We start from the raw sequence: 15,375 nt of genomic DNA on the forward strand, positions 1-15,375 counted from the left end.
TCGGTGCGGCGGCATTAATTGTGCCCGTGGCGGTCCGTCTGGGGCTGGGCTCGGTGCTCGGCTATCTGATTGCCGGGTGTGTGATTGGCCCCTGGGGCTTTCGGCTGGTGACGGATGCCGAGTCAATCCTGCATTTTGCGGAAATCGGCGTGGTGCTGATGCTGTTTGTGATTGGCCTGGAATTGGATCCGCAGCGGCTGTGGAAACTGCGCGCCTCGGTGTTTGGCGGTGGCGCTTTGCAAATGCTGGCCTGCGGTCTGCTGTTGGGCGGGTTCTGCATTTTGCTGGGGATGGAGTGGAAAGTCGCAGAGCTGATTGGCATGACGCTGGCGCTCTCCTCGACGGCGATTGCCATGCAGGCAATGAACGAACGTAACCTGACGGTCTCGCAAATGGGGCGCAGCACCTTCTCCGTACTGCTGTTCCAGGATATTGCCGCCATCCCGCTGGTAGCGATGATCCCGCTGCTGGCAACCAGCGGCGCTTCAACGACGCTGGGGGCATTTGCCTTATCTGCGCTGAAGGTTGTCGGTGCGCTGGCGCTGGTAATTCTTCTGGGGCGCTACGTAACGCGTCCGTTGCTGCGCTTTGTGGCTCGCTCTGGCCTGCGCGAAGTATTCAGCGCCGTTGCGTTATTCCTGGTGTTTGGTTTTGGATTGCTGCTTGAAGAGGCTGGGCTGTCGATGGCGATGGGCGCTTTCCTCGCAGGGGTCTTACTGGCAAGCTCCGAATATCGTCACGCGCTGGAAAGCGATATCGAGCCGTTTAAAGGATTGCTGCTTGGGCTGTTTTTCATCGGCGTCGGGATGTCTATCGACTTCGGGACGCTGGTAACCCACCCGCTGCGCATCATCATTCTGCTGGTGGGTTTCCTGGTCATTAAAATGGCGATGCTGTGGCTGATTGCCCGACCGTTAAACGTGCCAAAACCGCAACGCCGCTGGTTTGCTGTGCTGCTGGGGCAGGGGAGTGAGTTTGCTTTCGTGGTCTTTGGCGCAGCGCAGATGGCAGATGTACTCGATCCGGAATGGGCAAAAGCGCTGACGCTGGCGGTCGCGCTGTCGATGGCCGCAACGCCAATTCTGCTGGTGCTGCTGACGCGTCGGGAAAAAACGGGAAGCGAACAGGAGCGAGAAGCCGATGAGATCGACGAGGAGCAGCCTCGCGTGATCATCGCCGGATTTGGCCGCTTCGGGCAGATCGCCGGCCGTTTACTGCTCTCCAGCGGTGTGAAAATGGTTATCCTCGATCACGATCCTGACCATGTGGATACCCTGCGCAAATTCGACATGAAGGTCTTCTACGGCGATGCAACCCGTGTCGATCTGCTGGAGTCGGCGGGAGCGGCGAAAGCCGAGGTGTTGATTAACGCCATCGACGATCCGAAGGCCAGCATGGAGATGGTGGCGCTGGCGAAGGAGCACTTCCCTAACCTGACGATTATTTCCCGCGCGCGCGATGTGGATCATTACATCCAGCTGCGCCAGGCGGGGGTGGCAGCCCCTGAACGTGAAACCTTCGAAGGGGCGCTCAAATCTGGCCGCATGGCGCTGGAAAGTCTGGGGCTTGGTGCGTATGAAGCGCGTGAACGTGCCGATCTGTTCCGCCGCTTTAACCATGATATGGTGGAAGAGATGGTGGCGATGGCGAGCAGTACGGCAACCGAACGCGCAGCGGTGTTTAAACGCACCAGCACCATGCTGACGGAAATCATCAACGAGGATCGTAATCACCTGTCGCTGGTTCAGCGCCACGGCTGGCAAGGGACGGAAGAGGGCAAGCATACCGGTGATCCTGCGGATGAACCGGAGAGTAAACCCTCTGCGTGAAGTGGAGTTGCCAGCAATATTAAAAAATTTCTAATTCTTTACCCTGCCGCCAGTCGACGAAAGATTAAGCTTTCCGTATAGTGGCGGCAATTTTTTGCATCCGGGAAATTTTCAATGATCAGTCTGATTGCAGCGCTGGCGGTAGACCGCGTTATCGGCATGGAAAACGCCATGCCGTGGAACCTGCCTGCCGATCTCGCATGGTTTAAACGTACTACGTTAAACAAGCCGGTAGTGATGGGCCGCCTGACCTGGGAGTCGATTGGTCGTCCATTGCCGGGTCGTAAGAATATTGTGATCAGTAGCCAGCCGGGCACTGACGATCGCGTGCAGTGGGTGAAATCCGTTGATGAAGCGATTGCCGCCTGCGGCGATGCCGAAGAGATCATGGTGATCGGTGGTGGTCGCGTGTATGAGCAGTTCCTGCCAAAAGCGCAGAAACTGTATCTGACGCACATTGATGCGGAAGTGGAAGGGGATACCCATTTTCCGGATTACGATCCGGACGAGTGGGAGTCCGTATTCAGTGAGTTTCACGATGCGGATGCGCAGAACTCGCACAGCTACTGCTTCGAAATTCTGGAACGTCGTTAACGTTTTTATCCTCTCCCCAAAGGGAGAGGATAAACATCTTCAGGAGGCGACCGCCTCTCCCTCGCCTAAATCCAGCTGTCGGTTGGATGGCTGGACAAAGTAGGTTTTATCTTCCCAGCGTAAGCAGGTTAAATCCCCGCCCCAGCAGCATCCGGTATCCAGCGCATAGATATTTTCCGGGGTGCCTTTTCCTTCCAGTGATGCCCAGTGCCCAAATACCACGCTATATTCGTTTGTCACGGGGCCCGGAATCGCAAACCATGGCTTAAGCGGCGCAGGGGCATTTTCCGGCGTATCTTTGCAATACATATCCAGCTGCCCGTTCGGGAAGCAGTAGCGCATCCGCGTAAAAGCATTGGTGATAAAACGTAGCCGCGCCAGGCCGCTGAGGTCATCACTCCAGTTATTCGGCATGTCGCCGTACATCGCATCAAGGAAGAACGGGTAGGAGTCGCTCGCCAGCACCGCTTCGGCGTCGCGCGCACAGGTTTTTGCCGTCTCAAGATCCCACTGAGGCGTGATGCCGGCATGAGCCATCACCAGCTTTTTCTCTTCGTCAATCTGTAGCAGTGGCTGGCGACGCAGCCAGTTGAGCAACTCATCGGCATCCGGTGCTTCCAGCAGGGGGGTAATGCGATCTTTCGGCTTATTACGGCTGATCCCGGCGTATACGGCCAGCAGATGCAGATCGTGGTTGCCCAGCACCATGCGCACGCTGTCACCCAGCGATTTGACATAGCGGAGGACGTCCAGGGAACCGGGACCGCGCGCCACTAAGTCGCCCGTCAGCCAGAGCGTGTCCTGCCCGGGGGTGAAGTCGACCTGTTTTAATAATGCGATCAGTTCATCGTAGCAACCGTGAACGTCGCCAATCAGATATGTAGACATTAGATTAATGAATAAGTGTAGGTACGGCGAGACGGAATACGGGAATAGCAATGCGGAAAGCATTGCCGTCGGCATCGACCATTTCATAATGGCCTTGCATGGTACCCAGCGGCGTTTCAATGACCGCGCCGCTGGTGTACTGATACTCTTCGCCAGGGGCGATATGGGGTTGTTCACCGACCACACCTTCACCCTGGACTTCAATTTCGCGGCCATTGCCGTTGGTGATAAGCCAGTAGCGCCCGAGCAGTTGCACAGGCATCCGCCCCAGATTGCGAATGGTTACGGTATAAGCAAAGACAAAACGTTCTTCATCCGGTGTGGATTGGGACTCAATGTAGACGCTTTGAACCTGAACACAGACGCGGGGCGAATCAATCATGGCTTAGCTCTCCTTCGGCGGCGCATTGTCGCTGATGTAATTAGCCAGCTTGCAGTACTGCTCTACGGAAATATTTTCCGCACGCATTGCCGGGTCGATGCCCAACTCAGCTAATACGTCAACGGTAAACAGATTGCCAAGGCTGTTACGAATCGTTTTACGGCGCTGGTTAAAGGCTTCTGTCGTGATACGGCTCAGCACGCGCAGGTCTTTGACCGGGTACGGCATCGTTTTATGTGGCACCAGGCGCACAACCGCAGAATCTACCTTTGGCGGTGGCGTGAACGCGGAAGGCGGTACTTCTAATACCGGGATCACGTTGCAGTAATATTGCGCCATCACGCTTAAACGACCATACGCTTTACTGTTCGGCCCTGCAACCAGACGGTTAACGACCTCTTTTTGCAACATGAAGTGCATGTCGGCAATGGCATCAGTATAGCTAAACAGATGGAACATCAGCGGGGTGGAGATGTTGTACGGCAGGTTACCGAACACGCGCAGCGGCTGTCCCATTTTTTCTGACAGTTCGCCAAAGTTCATGGTCATCGCATCCTGCTGATAAATCGTCAGCTTCGGCCCGAGGAAAGGGTGCGTTTGCAGACGCGCGGCCAGATCGCGGTCGAGTTCGATAACGGTCAGTTCGTCAAGGCGTTCGCCTACCGGCTCGGTCAGCGCGGCAAGACCCGGGCCGATTTCGACCATGGCCTGGCCTTTCTGCGGATTAATGGCAGAAACGATACTGTCGATCACAAACTGATCGTTGAGGAAGTTTTGCCCGAAGCGTTTACGGGCTAAGTGGCCCTGATGGACTCGATTAGTCATTGAGTATTAACAATCATTTTGATGGCGAGATTAAGCGCCGTGATAAAACTGCCGACATCCGCTTTTCCCTGGCCTGCCAGATCCAGCGCAGTACCGTGGTCAACGGACGTTCGAATAAAGGGTAAGCCGAGGGTGATATTCACCCCGCGACCAAATCCCTGGTATTTTAGCACGGGCAGACCCTGATCGTGGTACATCGCGAGTACGGCATCGGCTTTATCCAGGTATTTGGGCTGGAAAAGAGTGTCGGCAGGCAGTGGCCCGCTGAGGTTCATCCCCTTCGCCCGCATCTCCTCAAGCACCGGAATGATGGTGTCGATCTCTTCAGTGCCCATATGTCCGCCCTCACCCGCGTGCGGATTCAGGCCGCAAACCAGCACATGCGGCTGCGGAATACCGAATTTGGTTTGCAGATCGTGATGCAAAATGCCAATGATCTCACGCAGGAGTTCAGGCGTAATGGCATCCGGAATGGCTTTGATCGGCAGGTGCGTTGTTACCAGCGCAACGCGCATTGCTTCGGTTGCCAGCATCATCACCACTTTCGGGCTGTGCGAACGCTCTTCGAAAAATTCGGTATGCCCGGTAAACGGAATGCCCGCGTCGTTGATTACGCCTTTATGCACCGGACCGGTGATCAGGGCTGCAAATTCGCCCTGAAGGCAACCGTCACAGGCGCGCGCCAGCGTCTCGACAACGTAGTGGCCGTTTTCGATGTGTAACTCACCGGGGACAACAGGTGCACGGAGCGGAACTGAAAGCAGGGTGAGAGTACCAGCCTGCTGCGGTGCGGGCTGTTGGCCTTCAACGTAAGGGAGGAGCGTTAAAGGCAGACCGAGCAAGGCTGCCCGGTCTTGTAACAGTGTTGCATCTGCGCAAACAACCAACTCTACCGGCCAGCTGCGCTGGGCGAGCTGAACCACAAGGTCAGGCCCAATCCCGGCGGGTTCGCCGGGAGTGATCACAACACGATGCGGTTTCATTAGTTGCTCAACACTTTCACGTAAGCGCTGGCGCGTTGTTCCTGCATCCAGGTTGCGGCTTCTTCAGAGAACTTACGGTTAAACAGCATCCGATACGCACGATCTTTCTGCGCCGCGTCGGTTTTATCCACGTTGCGCGTGTCCATCAGCTGGATCAGATGCCAGCCGAAGGAGGAGTGCACTGGCGCGCTCATCTGACCCTTATTCAGCTTCATTAACGCATCGCGGAAAGCCGGATCGTAGATATCGGCTGCAGCCCAGCCCAGGTCACCGCCCTGGTTTGCAGAGCCAGGATCCTGAGAGAACTCTTTTGCCGCTTTATCGAAGGTGGTTTTACCGCTCTTGATGTCTGCGGCGATCTGTTCCAGCTTCGCACGGGCCTGATCGTCAGTCATGATCGGAGACGGTTTGAGCAGGATATGGCGCGCATGCACTTCGGTAACCGAAATGTTCTGGCTCTGACCGCGCAGGTCGTTCACTTTCAGAATGTGGAAGCCCACACCGGAACGGATTGGACCGACGATGTCGCCTTTCTTCGCCGTGCTCAGCGCCTGGGCAAACAGGGATGGCAGCTCCTGAATACGGCCCCAGCCCATCTGGCCGCCTTTCAGCGCCTGCTGGTCAGCAGAGTAGGTGATCGCCAGTTTGCCGAAGTCATCGCCATTACGCGCCTGCTCAACGATAGCGCGCGCCTGACTTTCCGCCTCAGCCGCCTGATCGGAGGTTGGGTTTTCCGGCAGTGGGATCAGGATGTGGCTCAGGTTAAGTTCAGTGCTGGCATCATTCTGATTACCCACCTGTTTCGCCAGGGCATCCACTTCCTGAGGCAGGATGGTGACGCGGCGACGGACTTCATTGTTACGCACTTCTGAAATCAGCATCTCTTTACGGATCTGATTACGGTAGGTGGCATAGCTGATGCCGTCATAGGCCAGGCGGCTACGCATCTGGTCCGGGGTAATGTTGTTCTGCTTTGCAATGTTAGCGATCGCCTGATCGAGCTGCTCGTCAGAGATCTTCACACCCATTTTCTGGCCCATTTGCAGGACAATCTGATCCATGATCAGACGTTCCAGGATCTGGTGGCGCAGCGTAGCGTCATCCGGAAGTTGTTGACCTGCCTGGCCCGAGTTGAGCTTTACAGATTTCATCAAACCGTCAACGTCACTTTCAAGCACGACGCCGTTGTTAACCACAGCCGCGACTTTATCGACAACCTGTGGGGCCGCGAAGCTGGTATTCGCAACCATAGCGACACCGAGTAGCAGCGTTTTCCAGTTCTTCATACTTTTTCCATTTCAATTAACCGCAAAGCGGATTACGTTGTAAATCAAGCACATTACAATGAACTACGATACGGCAGAATGTTCGAGCGCAGCATCTGCTGCGTGCCCAGACCGTAGTTAGAGCTCAGGCCGCGCAACTCGATATTAAAGCCAATCACGTTATCGTATTTGCCCTGACTGTTTTGCGTATCCCAGCCGTTAAGTTTGCGTTCGTAACCGACACGTATTGCGTAACAGCAGGAGTTATATTGCAGACCCAGCATCTGGTCAGCAGGTTTTTGGGCATTCGTGTCATAGTAGTAGGCTCCGACGACTGACCAACGATCGGCGATAGGCCAGCTCGCGGCGGTACCCACCTGTGAAATACCGTCTTTGTATTGGTCTGTATTCGCATAGTTTGGCAGTGTCGCCTGGATATACTCCGGGCTGGCGTAACGGTACGTCAACTGCAACATGCGATCTTCATCACGACGATATTCGATGGCAGCGCTGCCCGTCGCGATATTGTCCAGTCGTGTATCGTACTGAACACCACCGCGCAGACCCCAACGATCCGTCATACGCCAGTAGGTGTCGCCCGCCCATACCAGTGAGCCCGTTTTGTTGTCTTTCTCCCAGTTAATGTCGTCATCACCGGTACGAGACTCGGTGAAATAGTAGATTTGACCAACAGAAACGTTAAAACGTTCAACGGCAGCATCATCATAAACGCGCGTTGTGACGCCGGTCGTTAACTGGTTAGCAGACGCAATACGGTCAAGGCCGCCGTAGGTACGATCCCGGAACAGGCCGCTGTAGTCTGATTGCAGGAAGGACGAGTCGTAGTTTTGAATTTTGCTCTGATCGCGATAAGGCACGTACAGATACTGCATACGTGGCTCAAGCGTCTGGGTGTATCCATCCGCGAGAAGAGCCATGTCACGTTCGAAAATCAGCTTCCCGTCCATTTTGAATTGCGGAAGCGTACGGTTTACCGACTCTTCAAGATCGGTGCCATAGCGTTTGTTATACCAGTCCAGATTTTTCTGCTGATAGTGGGTGGCCATCAGCTTGGCTTCGGTATTCAGGCTTGCCCAGTCGTTTGACCACGGCAGATTGATCGTCGGCTCGATATGCAGACGCGTTGATTCCGGCATATCCGAGTTGGTGTTGACGAAATGGACCGCCTGAGCGTAAACGTGCGTGTCGAAAGGACCCACATCGTTCTGGTACCAGTTCACGTCCAGCTGCGGCTCTGCACCATAGGTACTACGCGATTGCGTATCAAATACCTGGAACTGCTTGGTCGACACCGTCGCGTCAAAGTTCTCAATGGCGTAGCCCACGCTGAATTTCTGCGTGGCGTAACCGTCGGTACTGGACCCGTATTTAGAGTCGAAGTCGTTGAAGTAATACGGATCGCTGACTTTGGTGTAGTCGATGTTGAAGCGCCACACCTGATCCAATACCCCGGCGTGCTTCCAGTAGTACATCCAGCGGTGCTTATCACCTTCGCTCGGATGTTCGTCCTGGAACACCTTATCTGATGGCAGATAATCAAACTCCATCAGGCCCGCGCCCGCTTTGGTCAGATAGCGGAATTCGTTCTCCCACATGATGTTACCGCGCTTATGGATGTAGTGCGGCGTGATCGTGGCGTCCATGTTGGGCGCAATGTTCCAGTAGTACGGCAGGTAGAACTCAAAGTAGTTCGACGTGCTGTACTTGGCGTTCGGGATCAGGAAGCCTGAACGACGTTTGTCACCCACAGGCAGTTGCAGGTAAGGACTATAGAAAATGGGCACCGGGCCGAGTTTAAAACGGGCGTTCCAGATCTCTGCAACCTGTTCTTCACGGTCGTGGATCACTTCGCTGCCCACAACGCTCCAGGTATTTGACCCTGGCAAACAGGACGTAAACGAGCCGTTTTCGAGAATGGTGTAGCGGTTCTCGCCGCGCTGCTTCATCAGGTCTGCGGTACCGCGCCCCTGACGACCGACCATCTGATAATCACCTTCCCAGACGTTGGTGTCTTTGGTATTCAGATTCGACCAGGCTTTCGGACCTTTCAGGATGACCTGATTGTCGTCATAGTGCACATTACCCAGCGCATCCACCGTACGGACAGGCGCCTGAGCACCTTCCGGCTGCTTCTGGTGCAATTGCACTTCGTCAGCCAGCAGACGGCTGTTACCTTGGTTAATATCGACATTGCCCGTAAAGGTTGCATTGTCAGGATAATTACCTTTTGCGCTGTCGGCATTAATGGTGACGGGTAAGTCATTCGTATCGCCTTTCACCAGTGGGCGATTGTAACTTGGGACGCCAAGCATACACTGCGAGGCGAGATCGGCTGCGAGCCCCTGTTGGCTATACAGGGCGGTGCCAATCATTGTGGCCAGAAGGGTGGGGATACGTTTTTTCATACGTTGTATTTTATTGTTCCGTCATCAGTGGCTACGGCTTACAAACGCTCAGAGACTATCTTACTCATCAGCGCAGTACCAGCGTTAATCCTGCCCGTTTGCGCGCCAGAGTGTTAGGCTCGCTATCGAATGACGAGTATGATAATGCAAATTATAGGCGATGTCCCTCAATTGACCGTGGCGCGACCACTGTAATGATGGCGTTGCGTCGGCCAGGAACATGACCATTCGGGGAGTATATGCAGTATTGGGGTAAAATAATCGGCGTTGCGTTCGCAATTATTATGGGTGCCGGATTCTGGGGTGTTGTTCTTGGCCTCATTATCGGCCATATGTTTGATAAAGCACGCAGCCGCAAAATGGCCTGGTTTGCCAACCAGCGCGAGCGCCAGTCACTCTTTTTCTCCACCACCTTCGAGGTGATGGGGCACTTAACCAAATCAAAAGGGCGCGTAACGGAAGCCGATATTCAGGTTGCCAGCGTCTTTATGGATCGCATGAATCTGCACGGCGAATCCCGCGTCGCGGCGCAGAATGCATTCAGGATTGGTAAAGCGGATAACTACCCGCTGCGTGAAAAAATGCGGCAGTTCCGTAGCATCTGCTTCGGGCGCTTTGATTTAATTCGGATGTTTCTGGAAATTCAAATCCAGGCCGCCTTCGCGGATGGCTCTCTGCATCCGAATGAACGGGACGTCCTGTATGTGATTGCTGAAGAGCTGGGCATTTCCCGCATGCAGTTCGATCAGTTCCTGCGCATGATGCAGGGCGGCGCGCACTTTGGCGGCGGTTATCAACAGCAATCGTCCGGTGGCGGCTGGCAGCAGGCGCAGCGTGGTCCTACGCTTGAAGATGCCTGTAATGTCCTCGGCGTGAAGCCCTCTGACGATGTCACGACCATCAAACGCGCCTATCGTAAGCTGATGAGCGAGCACCATCCGGATAAGCTGGTGGCGAAAGGCCTGCCGCCTGAGATGATGGAGATGGCGAAACAGAAAGCGCAGGAAATCCAGAAAGCCTACGAGCTGATTAAAGAGCAGAAAGGTTTTAAATAAAAAAATGGCCCGACAGTGTCGGGCCATTTTTTCAGAAGTCCACCGGGGCTTTGAACGTCATGGCGTTGCAGAAAGCAGGGTGGGTGATGGTGAGCGTCTGCGCATGCAGTTGCAGGCGCGGCGCTAACGCCAGCGCTTCCGGCGGCGCATAGAATCTGTCACCCAGAATCGGGTGACCCATCGCAAGCATATGCACACGCAGCTGATGGGAGCGCCCGGTAATCGGCTTCAGCAGGACGCGCGCGGTATTATCCGGCGCGTACTCCAGCACTTCATACTCGGTCTGCGCAGCCTTGCCGGTTTCATAACACACCTTCTGCTTTGGCCGGTTCGGCCAGTCGCAAATCAGCGGTAAATCCACCAGCCCTTCCGCCTGCGCCGGATGGCCCCACACGCGGGCGACATACTGCTTCTTCGGCTCGCGCTCGCGGAACTGACGCTTCAGCTCACGTTCTGCCGCCTTATTAAGAGCCACCACAATCACGCCGCTGGTCGCCATATCCAGACGATGGACAGACTCGGCCTGGGGATAATCGCGCTGGATACGCGTCATCACGCTGTCTTTATGCTCTTCCAGACGCCCCGGCACAGACAACAGGCCGCTCGGCTTGTTAACCACCATAATGTGCTCGTCCTGATACAGAATGACCAGCCACGGATCCATCGGGGGATTGTAGGGCTCCATTACCATTTTGCGCTCCGCTTACTGATGCGTCACAACGATAAGACGCAGGGCGTCGAGACGCCATCCCGCCTGATTCAGGCTTTCCAGCACCTGCTGGCGGTTGCTCTCAATTGCGGCCAGCTCATCGTCACGAATGTTCGGGTTCACCGCTTTCAACGCTTCCAGACGCGACAGCTCGGCAGAAAGCTTCTCATCGGCTTCGCTGCGCGCCGCATCAATCAGCACTCTGGCCGCTTTTTCGGCCTGGGTTTCACCCAGTTGCAGAATGGCATGCACGTCCTGTTGCACCGCATTCACCAGCTTGCTGCCGGTATGGCGGTTCACCGCGCTCAACTGACGGTTGAAGCTTTCAAACTCCACCTGGCCGGCCAGATTCGTACCGTTTTTATCCAGCAGCAGACGCACCGGCGTTGGCGGGAGGAAGCGGTTAAGCTGAAGCTGTTTCGGCGCCTGCGCTTCCACAACGTAGATCAGCTCCACCAGCAGCGTGCCCACAGGCAAGGCTTTGTTCTTCAACAGGGAAATGGTGCTGCTGCCGGTATCGCCGGAGAGGATCAGATCCAGACCGTTGCGGATCAGCGGGTGCTCCCAGGTAATGAACTGTGCGTCTTCGCGGGACAGCGCCACATCACGCTCAAAGGTGATTGTGCAGCCGTCTTCCGGCAGGCCCGGGAAATCCGGCACCAGCATATGATCGGACGGGGTCAGCACGATCATGTTCTCGCCGCGATCGTCCTGGTTTATACCGACGATGTCGAACAGATTCATGGAGAAGCTGATCAGGCTGGTGTCGTCGTCCTGCTCTTCAATGCTTTCGGCCAGCTGCTGCGCTTTTTCACCGCCGTTGGAGTGGATCTCCAGCAGGCGATCGCGACCCTGCTCCAGCTGCGCTTTCAGTGCGTCGTGCTTCTCACGGCAGGATTTAATCAGCTCATCGAAGCCCTCACTATTTTCAGGCGCGGCCAGGTATCCGATCAGATCGCCATGGACCTGATCGTAAATGGTGCGGCCGGTCGGGCAGGTGTGTTCAAACGCGTCCAGCCCTTCGTGGTACCAGCGCACCAGCACGGACTGGGCGGTTTTCTCCAGATACGGCACGTGGATCTGAATATCGTGCGCCTGCCCGATACGATCCAGACGGCCGATACGCTGCTCCAGCAGATCCGGGTTAAACGGCAGATCGAACATCACCAGATTGCTGGCGAACTGGAAGTTACGGCCTTCAGAACCGATTTCAGAGCACAGCAGAACCTGCGCGCCGCTGTCCTCTTCACCAAACCAGGCTGCTGCACGATCGCGCTCAACTATGGACATGCCTTCGTGGAACACGGCGGCGCGAATGCCTTCGCGCTCACGCAGAACCTGCTCCAGCTGCAATGCGGTAGCGGCTTTGGCGCAGATCACCAGCACTTTCTGGGAACGGTGAGCGGTGAGGTAGCCCATCAACCACTCCACGCGCGGATCGAAGTTCCACCAGGTGCCGGTGTCGCCTTCGAATTCCTGATAAATCTGCTCCGGGTAGAGCATGTCGCGCGCGCGATCTTCCGCAGATTTACGGGTGCCCATAATGCCGGAGACTTTAATCGCCGTCTGGTACTGGGTCGGCAGCGGCAGTTTGATGGTGTGCAGCTCGCGTTTCGGGAAGCCTTTCACGCCGTTACGGGTGTTACGGAACAGCACGCGGCTGGTACCGTGGCGATCCATCAGCATGTCGATCAGCTCTTTACGCGCGGATCCCGCATTATCGCTGTCGCTGTTCGCGGCCTGAAGCAGCGGCTCAATATCCTGCTCGCCAATCAGATCGCTGAGAGTGTTAAGCTCATCATTAGAGAGACGATTACCGGCCAGCAGCAGCGCGACGGCGTCCGCCACCGGGCGGTAGTTTTTCTGCTCTTCAACAAACTGCTCAAAATCGTGGAAACGGTTGGGATCGAGCAGACGCAGACGGGCGAAGTGGCTCTCAAGACCCAGCTGCTCCGGCGTGGCGGTCAGGAGCAGAACGCCCGGTACGCGCTCGGCAAGCTGCTCAATCGCCATGTATTCACGGCTTGGCGCGTCTTCGCTCCAGACGAGGTGGTGCGCTTCGTCGACGACCATCAGATCCCATTCAGCGTCGCACAGATGCTCCAGGCGCTGCTTGCTGCGGCGCACGAAGTCCAGGGAACAAATGACCAGCTGTTCGGTTTCAAACGGGTTGTCCGCGTCGTGCTGGGCTTCGGCATAGCGCTCATCGTCGAACAGGGAGAAGCGCAGGTTAAAGCGGCGCAGCATTTCAACCAGCCACTGATGTTGCAGCGTTTCTGGAACCACAATCAGCACGCGCTCGGCAGCGCCAGAGAGCAGCTGCTGGTGCAGGATCATGCCTGCTTCGATGGTTTTACCCAGGCCCACTTCGTCAGCCAGCAGCACGCGAGGCGCATGGCGACGGCCCACGTCATGGGCGATATTCAGCTGATGGGGAATAAGGCTGGTACGCTGACCGCGCAGGCCGCTCCACGGCATGCGGTACTGCTCACTCTGGAACTTACGCGCGCGGTAGCGCAGGGAGAAGCGATCCATTCGGTCGATTTGCCCGGCAAACAGACGGTCCTGCGGCTTGCTGAACACCAGTTTGCTGTCGAGCAGCACTTCACGCAGGATGACATTCGTCTCGTCGGTATCAAGACGCGTTCCGATGTAGGCGAGCAGTCCATTCTCTTCTTTTACGTCTTCAACCTTCAGTTGCCAGCCGTCATGGCTGGTCACGGTATCACCCGGATTGAACATTACGCGGGTAACAGGGGAGTCATTGCGAGCGTACAGGCGGTTTTCACCGGTAGCAGGGAAAAGGAGGGTAACCATGCGCGCATCGACGGCAACGACGGTTCCTAATCCAAGTTCGCTTTCTGTATCGCTGATCCAGCGTTGACCAAGTGTAAAAGGCATAGTTGTTCGGCTCTAATCTTTAATTGCAGGCAATAGTCCGACCCCGTCAAAAAAGACGGTCATCGAAAAATGGGTCCGGGAATGGAAAGGGCGCTATGGTACTGGATGGCAACGGTTTCGTCACGCGTCAAAATAGCCCAAGTTGTCCTGTCACTAGTGTAGCAAAGTCGTCGTTGATGAACGGTAAAATTCCCTCCGCAACAGGCTGAAGCTGGCGGGTCAGGTAGTGATCGTAATCGAGCGGAGACTGCTGGTAATCAACGGGTTCTGGTCCGTTCGTTGTCCAGACGTATTTGATCGTTCCCCGGTTCTGATACTGCGGCGCGCGGCCCCGGCGAACGTTCTCTTCATCCGCCAGCCGCGCCGCGCGGACGTGCGGAGGAACATTACGCTGGTAGTCCGCCAGCGGGCGGCGCAGGCGCTTGCGATACACCAGCTGCGCGTCAAGTTCGCCTGCCATCAGGCTGGCTATCGTCTCGCGCACGTAGTCCTGATACGGCTCATTGCGGAACACCCGCAGATAAAGGGTTTGCTGAAACTGCTGTGCCAGCGGCGTCCAGTCGGTGCGCACTGTCTCCAGCCCTTTAAACACCATCCGCTGCTTGTCGCCTTCCTGAATCAGTCCGGCGTAGCGCTTCTTGCTGCCCTGGTCGGTCCCGCGAATGGTCGGCATTAAAAAGCGGGCAAAATGGGTTTCAAACTCCAGCTCTAACGCACTGGTTAACCGCTCTTTTTGCAAACTTTCGCGCCACCAGGCGTTCACGAAGGCGACCAGTTCTTTGCCGATTTGCGCGGCGTCGTCTTCTGAATGGGCCGATTTCAGCCAGACAAAGGTGGAATCGGTGTCGCCATAAATAACGTCATAACCCCGGGATTCAATCAACGCTTTGGTCTGGCGCATAATGTCGTGCCCGCGCATGGTGATGGACGACGCCAGACGCGGGTCAAAGAAGCGGCAGGCGCTGGTGCCCAGCACCCCGTAAAAGGCATTCATAATGATTTTCAGCGCCTGTGAGAGCGGCTTGTTGCCGTGGCGTTTTGCCTCGTCGCGGCCGTGCCAGATGTTTCCCACGATCTCAGGCAGGCAGTGTTTTTCGCGCGAGAAGCGTGCCCCGAGAAAACCTTCAGTACTGTGCGCATCGTCTGGCTGCGCCATCCCCTCGACCAGCCCTACCGGATCAATCAGAAATGTGCGGATAATCGACGGGTACAGACTTTTATAATCCAGCACCAGCACCGAATCATACAGCCCGGGCCGTGAATCCATCACGTAACCTCCGGGACTGGCCTGCGGCGGCACGTCACCGAGGTTAGGGGCCACATAGCCCGCCCGGTGCATCCGCGGGAAATAGAGGTGGCTGAAGGCCGCTACCGAGCCGCCGTGCCTGTCGACCGCGAGACCGTTTACCGTTGCGCGTTCCAGCAGGAAGGGCATGATCTCGGTTTTATGGAAAATCTGCGTTACCAGCTCACAGTCTTTCAGGTTATAAGTAGCGAGCGCCGGCTTATCCTCATTAA

12 protein-coding genes are annotated in these 15,375 nt (G+C 56.0%); 3 read left to right on the forward strand and 9 right to left on the reverse strand.

The features are described 5' to 3' along the window. Both kefC and folA read left to right on the forward strand, forming a co-directional pair. A partial coding sequence (gene kefC / locus HP459_RS13930; protein WP_171936356.1) for a glutathione-regulated potassium-efflux system protein KefC occupies positions 1-1,829 on the forward strand: 1,829 nt, incomplete at its 5' end. Between the two features lie 114 nt (positions 1,830-1,943). Next, positions 1,944-2,423 (forward strand): type 3 dihydrofolate reductase, encoded by a 480-nt coding sequence (gene folA, locus HP459_RS13935; protein WP_003856431.1) that lies wholly within the window; start codon positions 1,944-1,946, stop codon positions 2,421-2,423. Positions 2,424-2,462: 39 nt separating this feature from the next. Here the strand turns inward: folA and apaH are convergent, their stop codons facing one another. Genes apaH through lptD form a run of 6 tightly spaced genes read right to left on the reverse strand, consistent with a single transcriptional unit; the run spans position 2,463 to position 9,192 of the window. Next, positions 2,463-3,311, reverse strand: a complete 849-nt coding sequence (apaH, locus tag HP459_RS13940; RefSeq protein WP_015572649.1) for a bis(5'-nucleosyl)-tetraphosphatase (symmetrical) ApaH — start codon at positions 3,309-3,311, stop codon at positions 2,463-2,465. A gap of 4 nt (positions 3,312-3,315) precedes the next feature. Continuing rightward, positions 3,316-3,693 carry a Co2+/Mg2+ efflux protein ApaG gene (gene apaG / locus HP459_RS13945; RefSeq protein WP_003856425.1) on the reverse strand — a complete coding sequence of 126 codons (378 nt, stop codon included), beginning with the start codon at positions 3,691-3,693 and terminating at the stop codon, positions 3,316-3,318. 3 nt (positions 3,694-3,696) lie between these two features. Continuing rightward, positions 3,697-4,518, reverse strand: coding sequence for a 16S rRNA (adenine(1518)-N(6)/adenine(1519)-N(6))-dimethyltransferase RsmA (rsmA, locus tag HP459_RS13950; RefSeq protein ID WP_003856423.1), 822 nt, complete (start codon positions 4,516-4,518; stop codon positions 3,697-3,699). Then, positions 4,515-5,501, reverse strand: coding sequence for a 4-hydroxythreonine-4-phosphate dehydrogenase PdxA (pdxA, locus tag HP459_RS13955; protein ID WP_022647019.1), 987 nt, complete (start codon positions 5,499-5,501; stop codon positions 4,515-4,517). Before pdxA ends, rsmA begins: the two co-directional genes overlap by 4 nt. Continuing rightward, entirely contained in the window at positions 5,501-6,787 is a 1,287-nt protein-coding gene (gene surA, locus HP459_RS13960) for a peptidylprolyl isomerase SurA (RefSeq protein ID WP_003856417.1), read from the reverse strand. The genes pdxA and surA overlap by 1 nt, the downstream gene beginning before the upstream one ends. 53 nt (positions 6,788-6,840) lie before the next feature. Further along, positions 6,841-9,192 (reverse strand): LPS assembly protein LptD, encoded by a 2,352-nt coding sequence (gene lptD, locus HP459_RS13965; protein WP_045308053.1) that lies wholly within the window; start codon positions 9,190-9,192, stop codon positions 6,841-6,843. A 239-nt stretch (positions 9,193-9,431) separates the two neighbouring features. Here lptD and djlA point away from each other — a divergent pair, with 239 nt between their 5' ends. After that, positions 9,432-10,247 (forward strand): co-chaperone DjlA, encoded by an 816-nt coding sequence (djlA, locus tag HP459_RS13970; RefSeq protein ID WP_023299305.1) that lies wholly within the window; start codon positions 9,432-9,434, stop codon positions 10,245-10,247. A 31-nt stretch (positions 10,248-10,278) separates the two neighbouring features. On the opposite strand, the gene rluA is transcribed toward djlA, so the two are convergent. The 3 genes from rluA to HP459_RS13985 form a co-directional block, all read right to left on the reverse strand. Further along, entirely contained in the window at positions 10,279-10,938 is a 660-nt protein-coding gene (rluA, locus tag HP459_RS13975; RefSeq protein WP_058677767.1) for a bifunctional tRNA pseudouridine(32) synthase/23S rRNA pseudouridine(746) synthase RluA, read from the reverse strand. A gap of 12 nt (positions 10,939-10,950) precedes the next feature. Further along, entirely contained in the window at positions 10,951-13,857 is a 2,907-nt protein-coding gene (gene rapA / locus HP459_RS13980; protein ID WP_023299306.1) for an RNA polymerase-associated protein RapA, read from the reverse strand. Between the two features lie 127 nt (positions 13,858-13,984). Continuing rightward, positions 13,985-15,375 (reverse strand): DNA polymerase II (locus tag HP459_RS13985; RefSeq protein WP_171936357.1); only part of this gene is annotated, 1,391 nt, incomplete at its 5' end.

Origin of the sequence: Enterobacter sp. CM29, from assembly GCF_013179605.1 — a bacterium.
In the GTDB taxonomy this organism is placed as follows: Bacteria; Pseudomonadota; Gammaproteobacteria; order Enterobacterales; family Enterobacteriaceae; genus Enterobacter; species Enterobacter intestinihominis.

Excerpts from the sequence above, each read along its gene's own strand:
- djlA (WP_023299305.1), top strand. The coding sequence starts at position 9,432 with ATGCAGTATTGGGGTAAAATAATCGGCGTTGCGTTCGCAATTATTATG.
- rluA (WP_058677767.1), bottom strand. The coding sequence starts at position 10,938 with ATGGTAATGGAGCCCTACAATCCCCCGATGGATCCGTGGCTGGTCATT.
- apaG (WP_003856425.1), bottom strand. The coding sequence starts at position 3,693 with ATGATTGATTCGCCCCGCGTCTGTGTTCAGGTTCAAAGCGTCTACATT.
- lptD (WP_045308053.1), bottom strand. The coding sequence starts at position 9,192 with ATGAAAAAACGTATCCCCACCCTTCTGGCCACAATGATTGGCACCGCC.
- apaH (WP_015572649.1), bottom strand. The coding sequence starts at position 3,311 with ATGTCTACATATCTGATTGGCGACGTTCACGGTTGCTACGATGAACTG.
- surA (WP_003856417.1), bottom strand. The coding sequence starts at position 6,787 with ATGAAGAACTGGAAAACGCTGCTACTCGGTGTCGCTATGGTTGCGAAT.
- rapA (WP_023299306.1), bottom strand. The coding sequence starts at position 13,857 with ATGCCTTTTACACTTGGTCAACGCTGGATCAGCGATACAGAAAGCGAA.
- folA (WP_003856431.1), top strand. The coding sequence starts at position 1,944 with ATGATCAGTCTGATTGCAGCGCTGGCGGTAGACCGCGTTATCGGCATG.
- pdxA (WP_022647019.1), bottom strand. The coding sequence starts at position 5,501 with ATGAAACCGCATCGTGTTGTGATCACTCCCGGCGAACCCGCCGGGATT.
- rsmA (WP_003856423.1), bottom strand. The coding sequence starts at position 4,518 with ATGACTAATCGAGTCCATCAGGGCCACTTAGCCCGTAAACGCTTCGGG.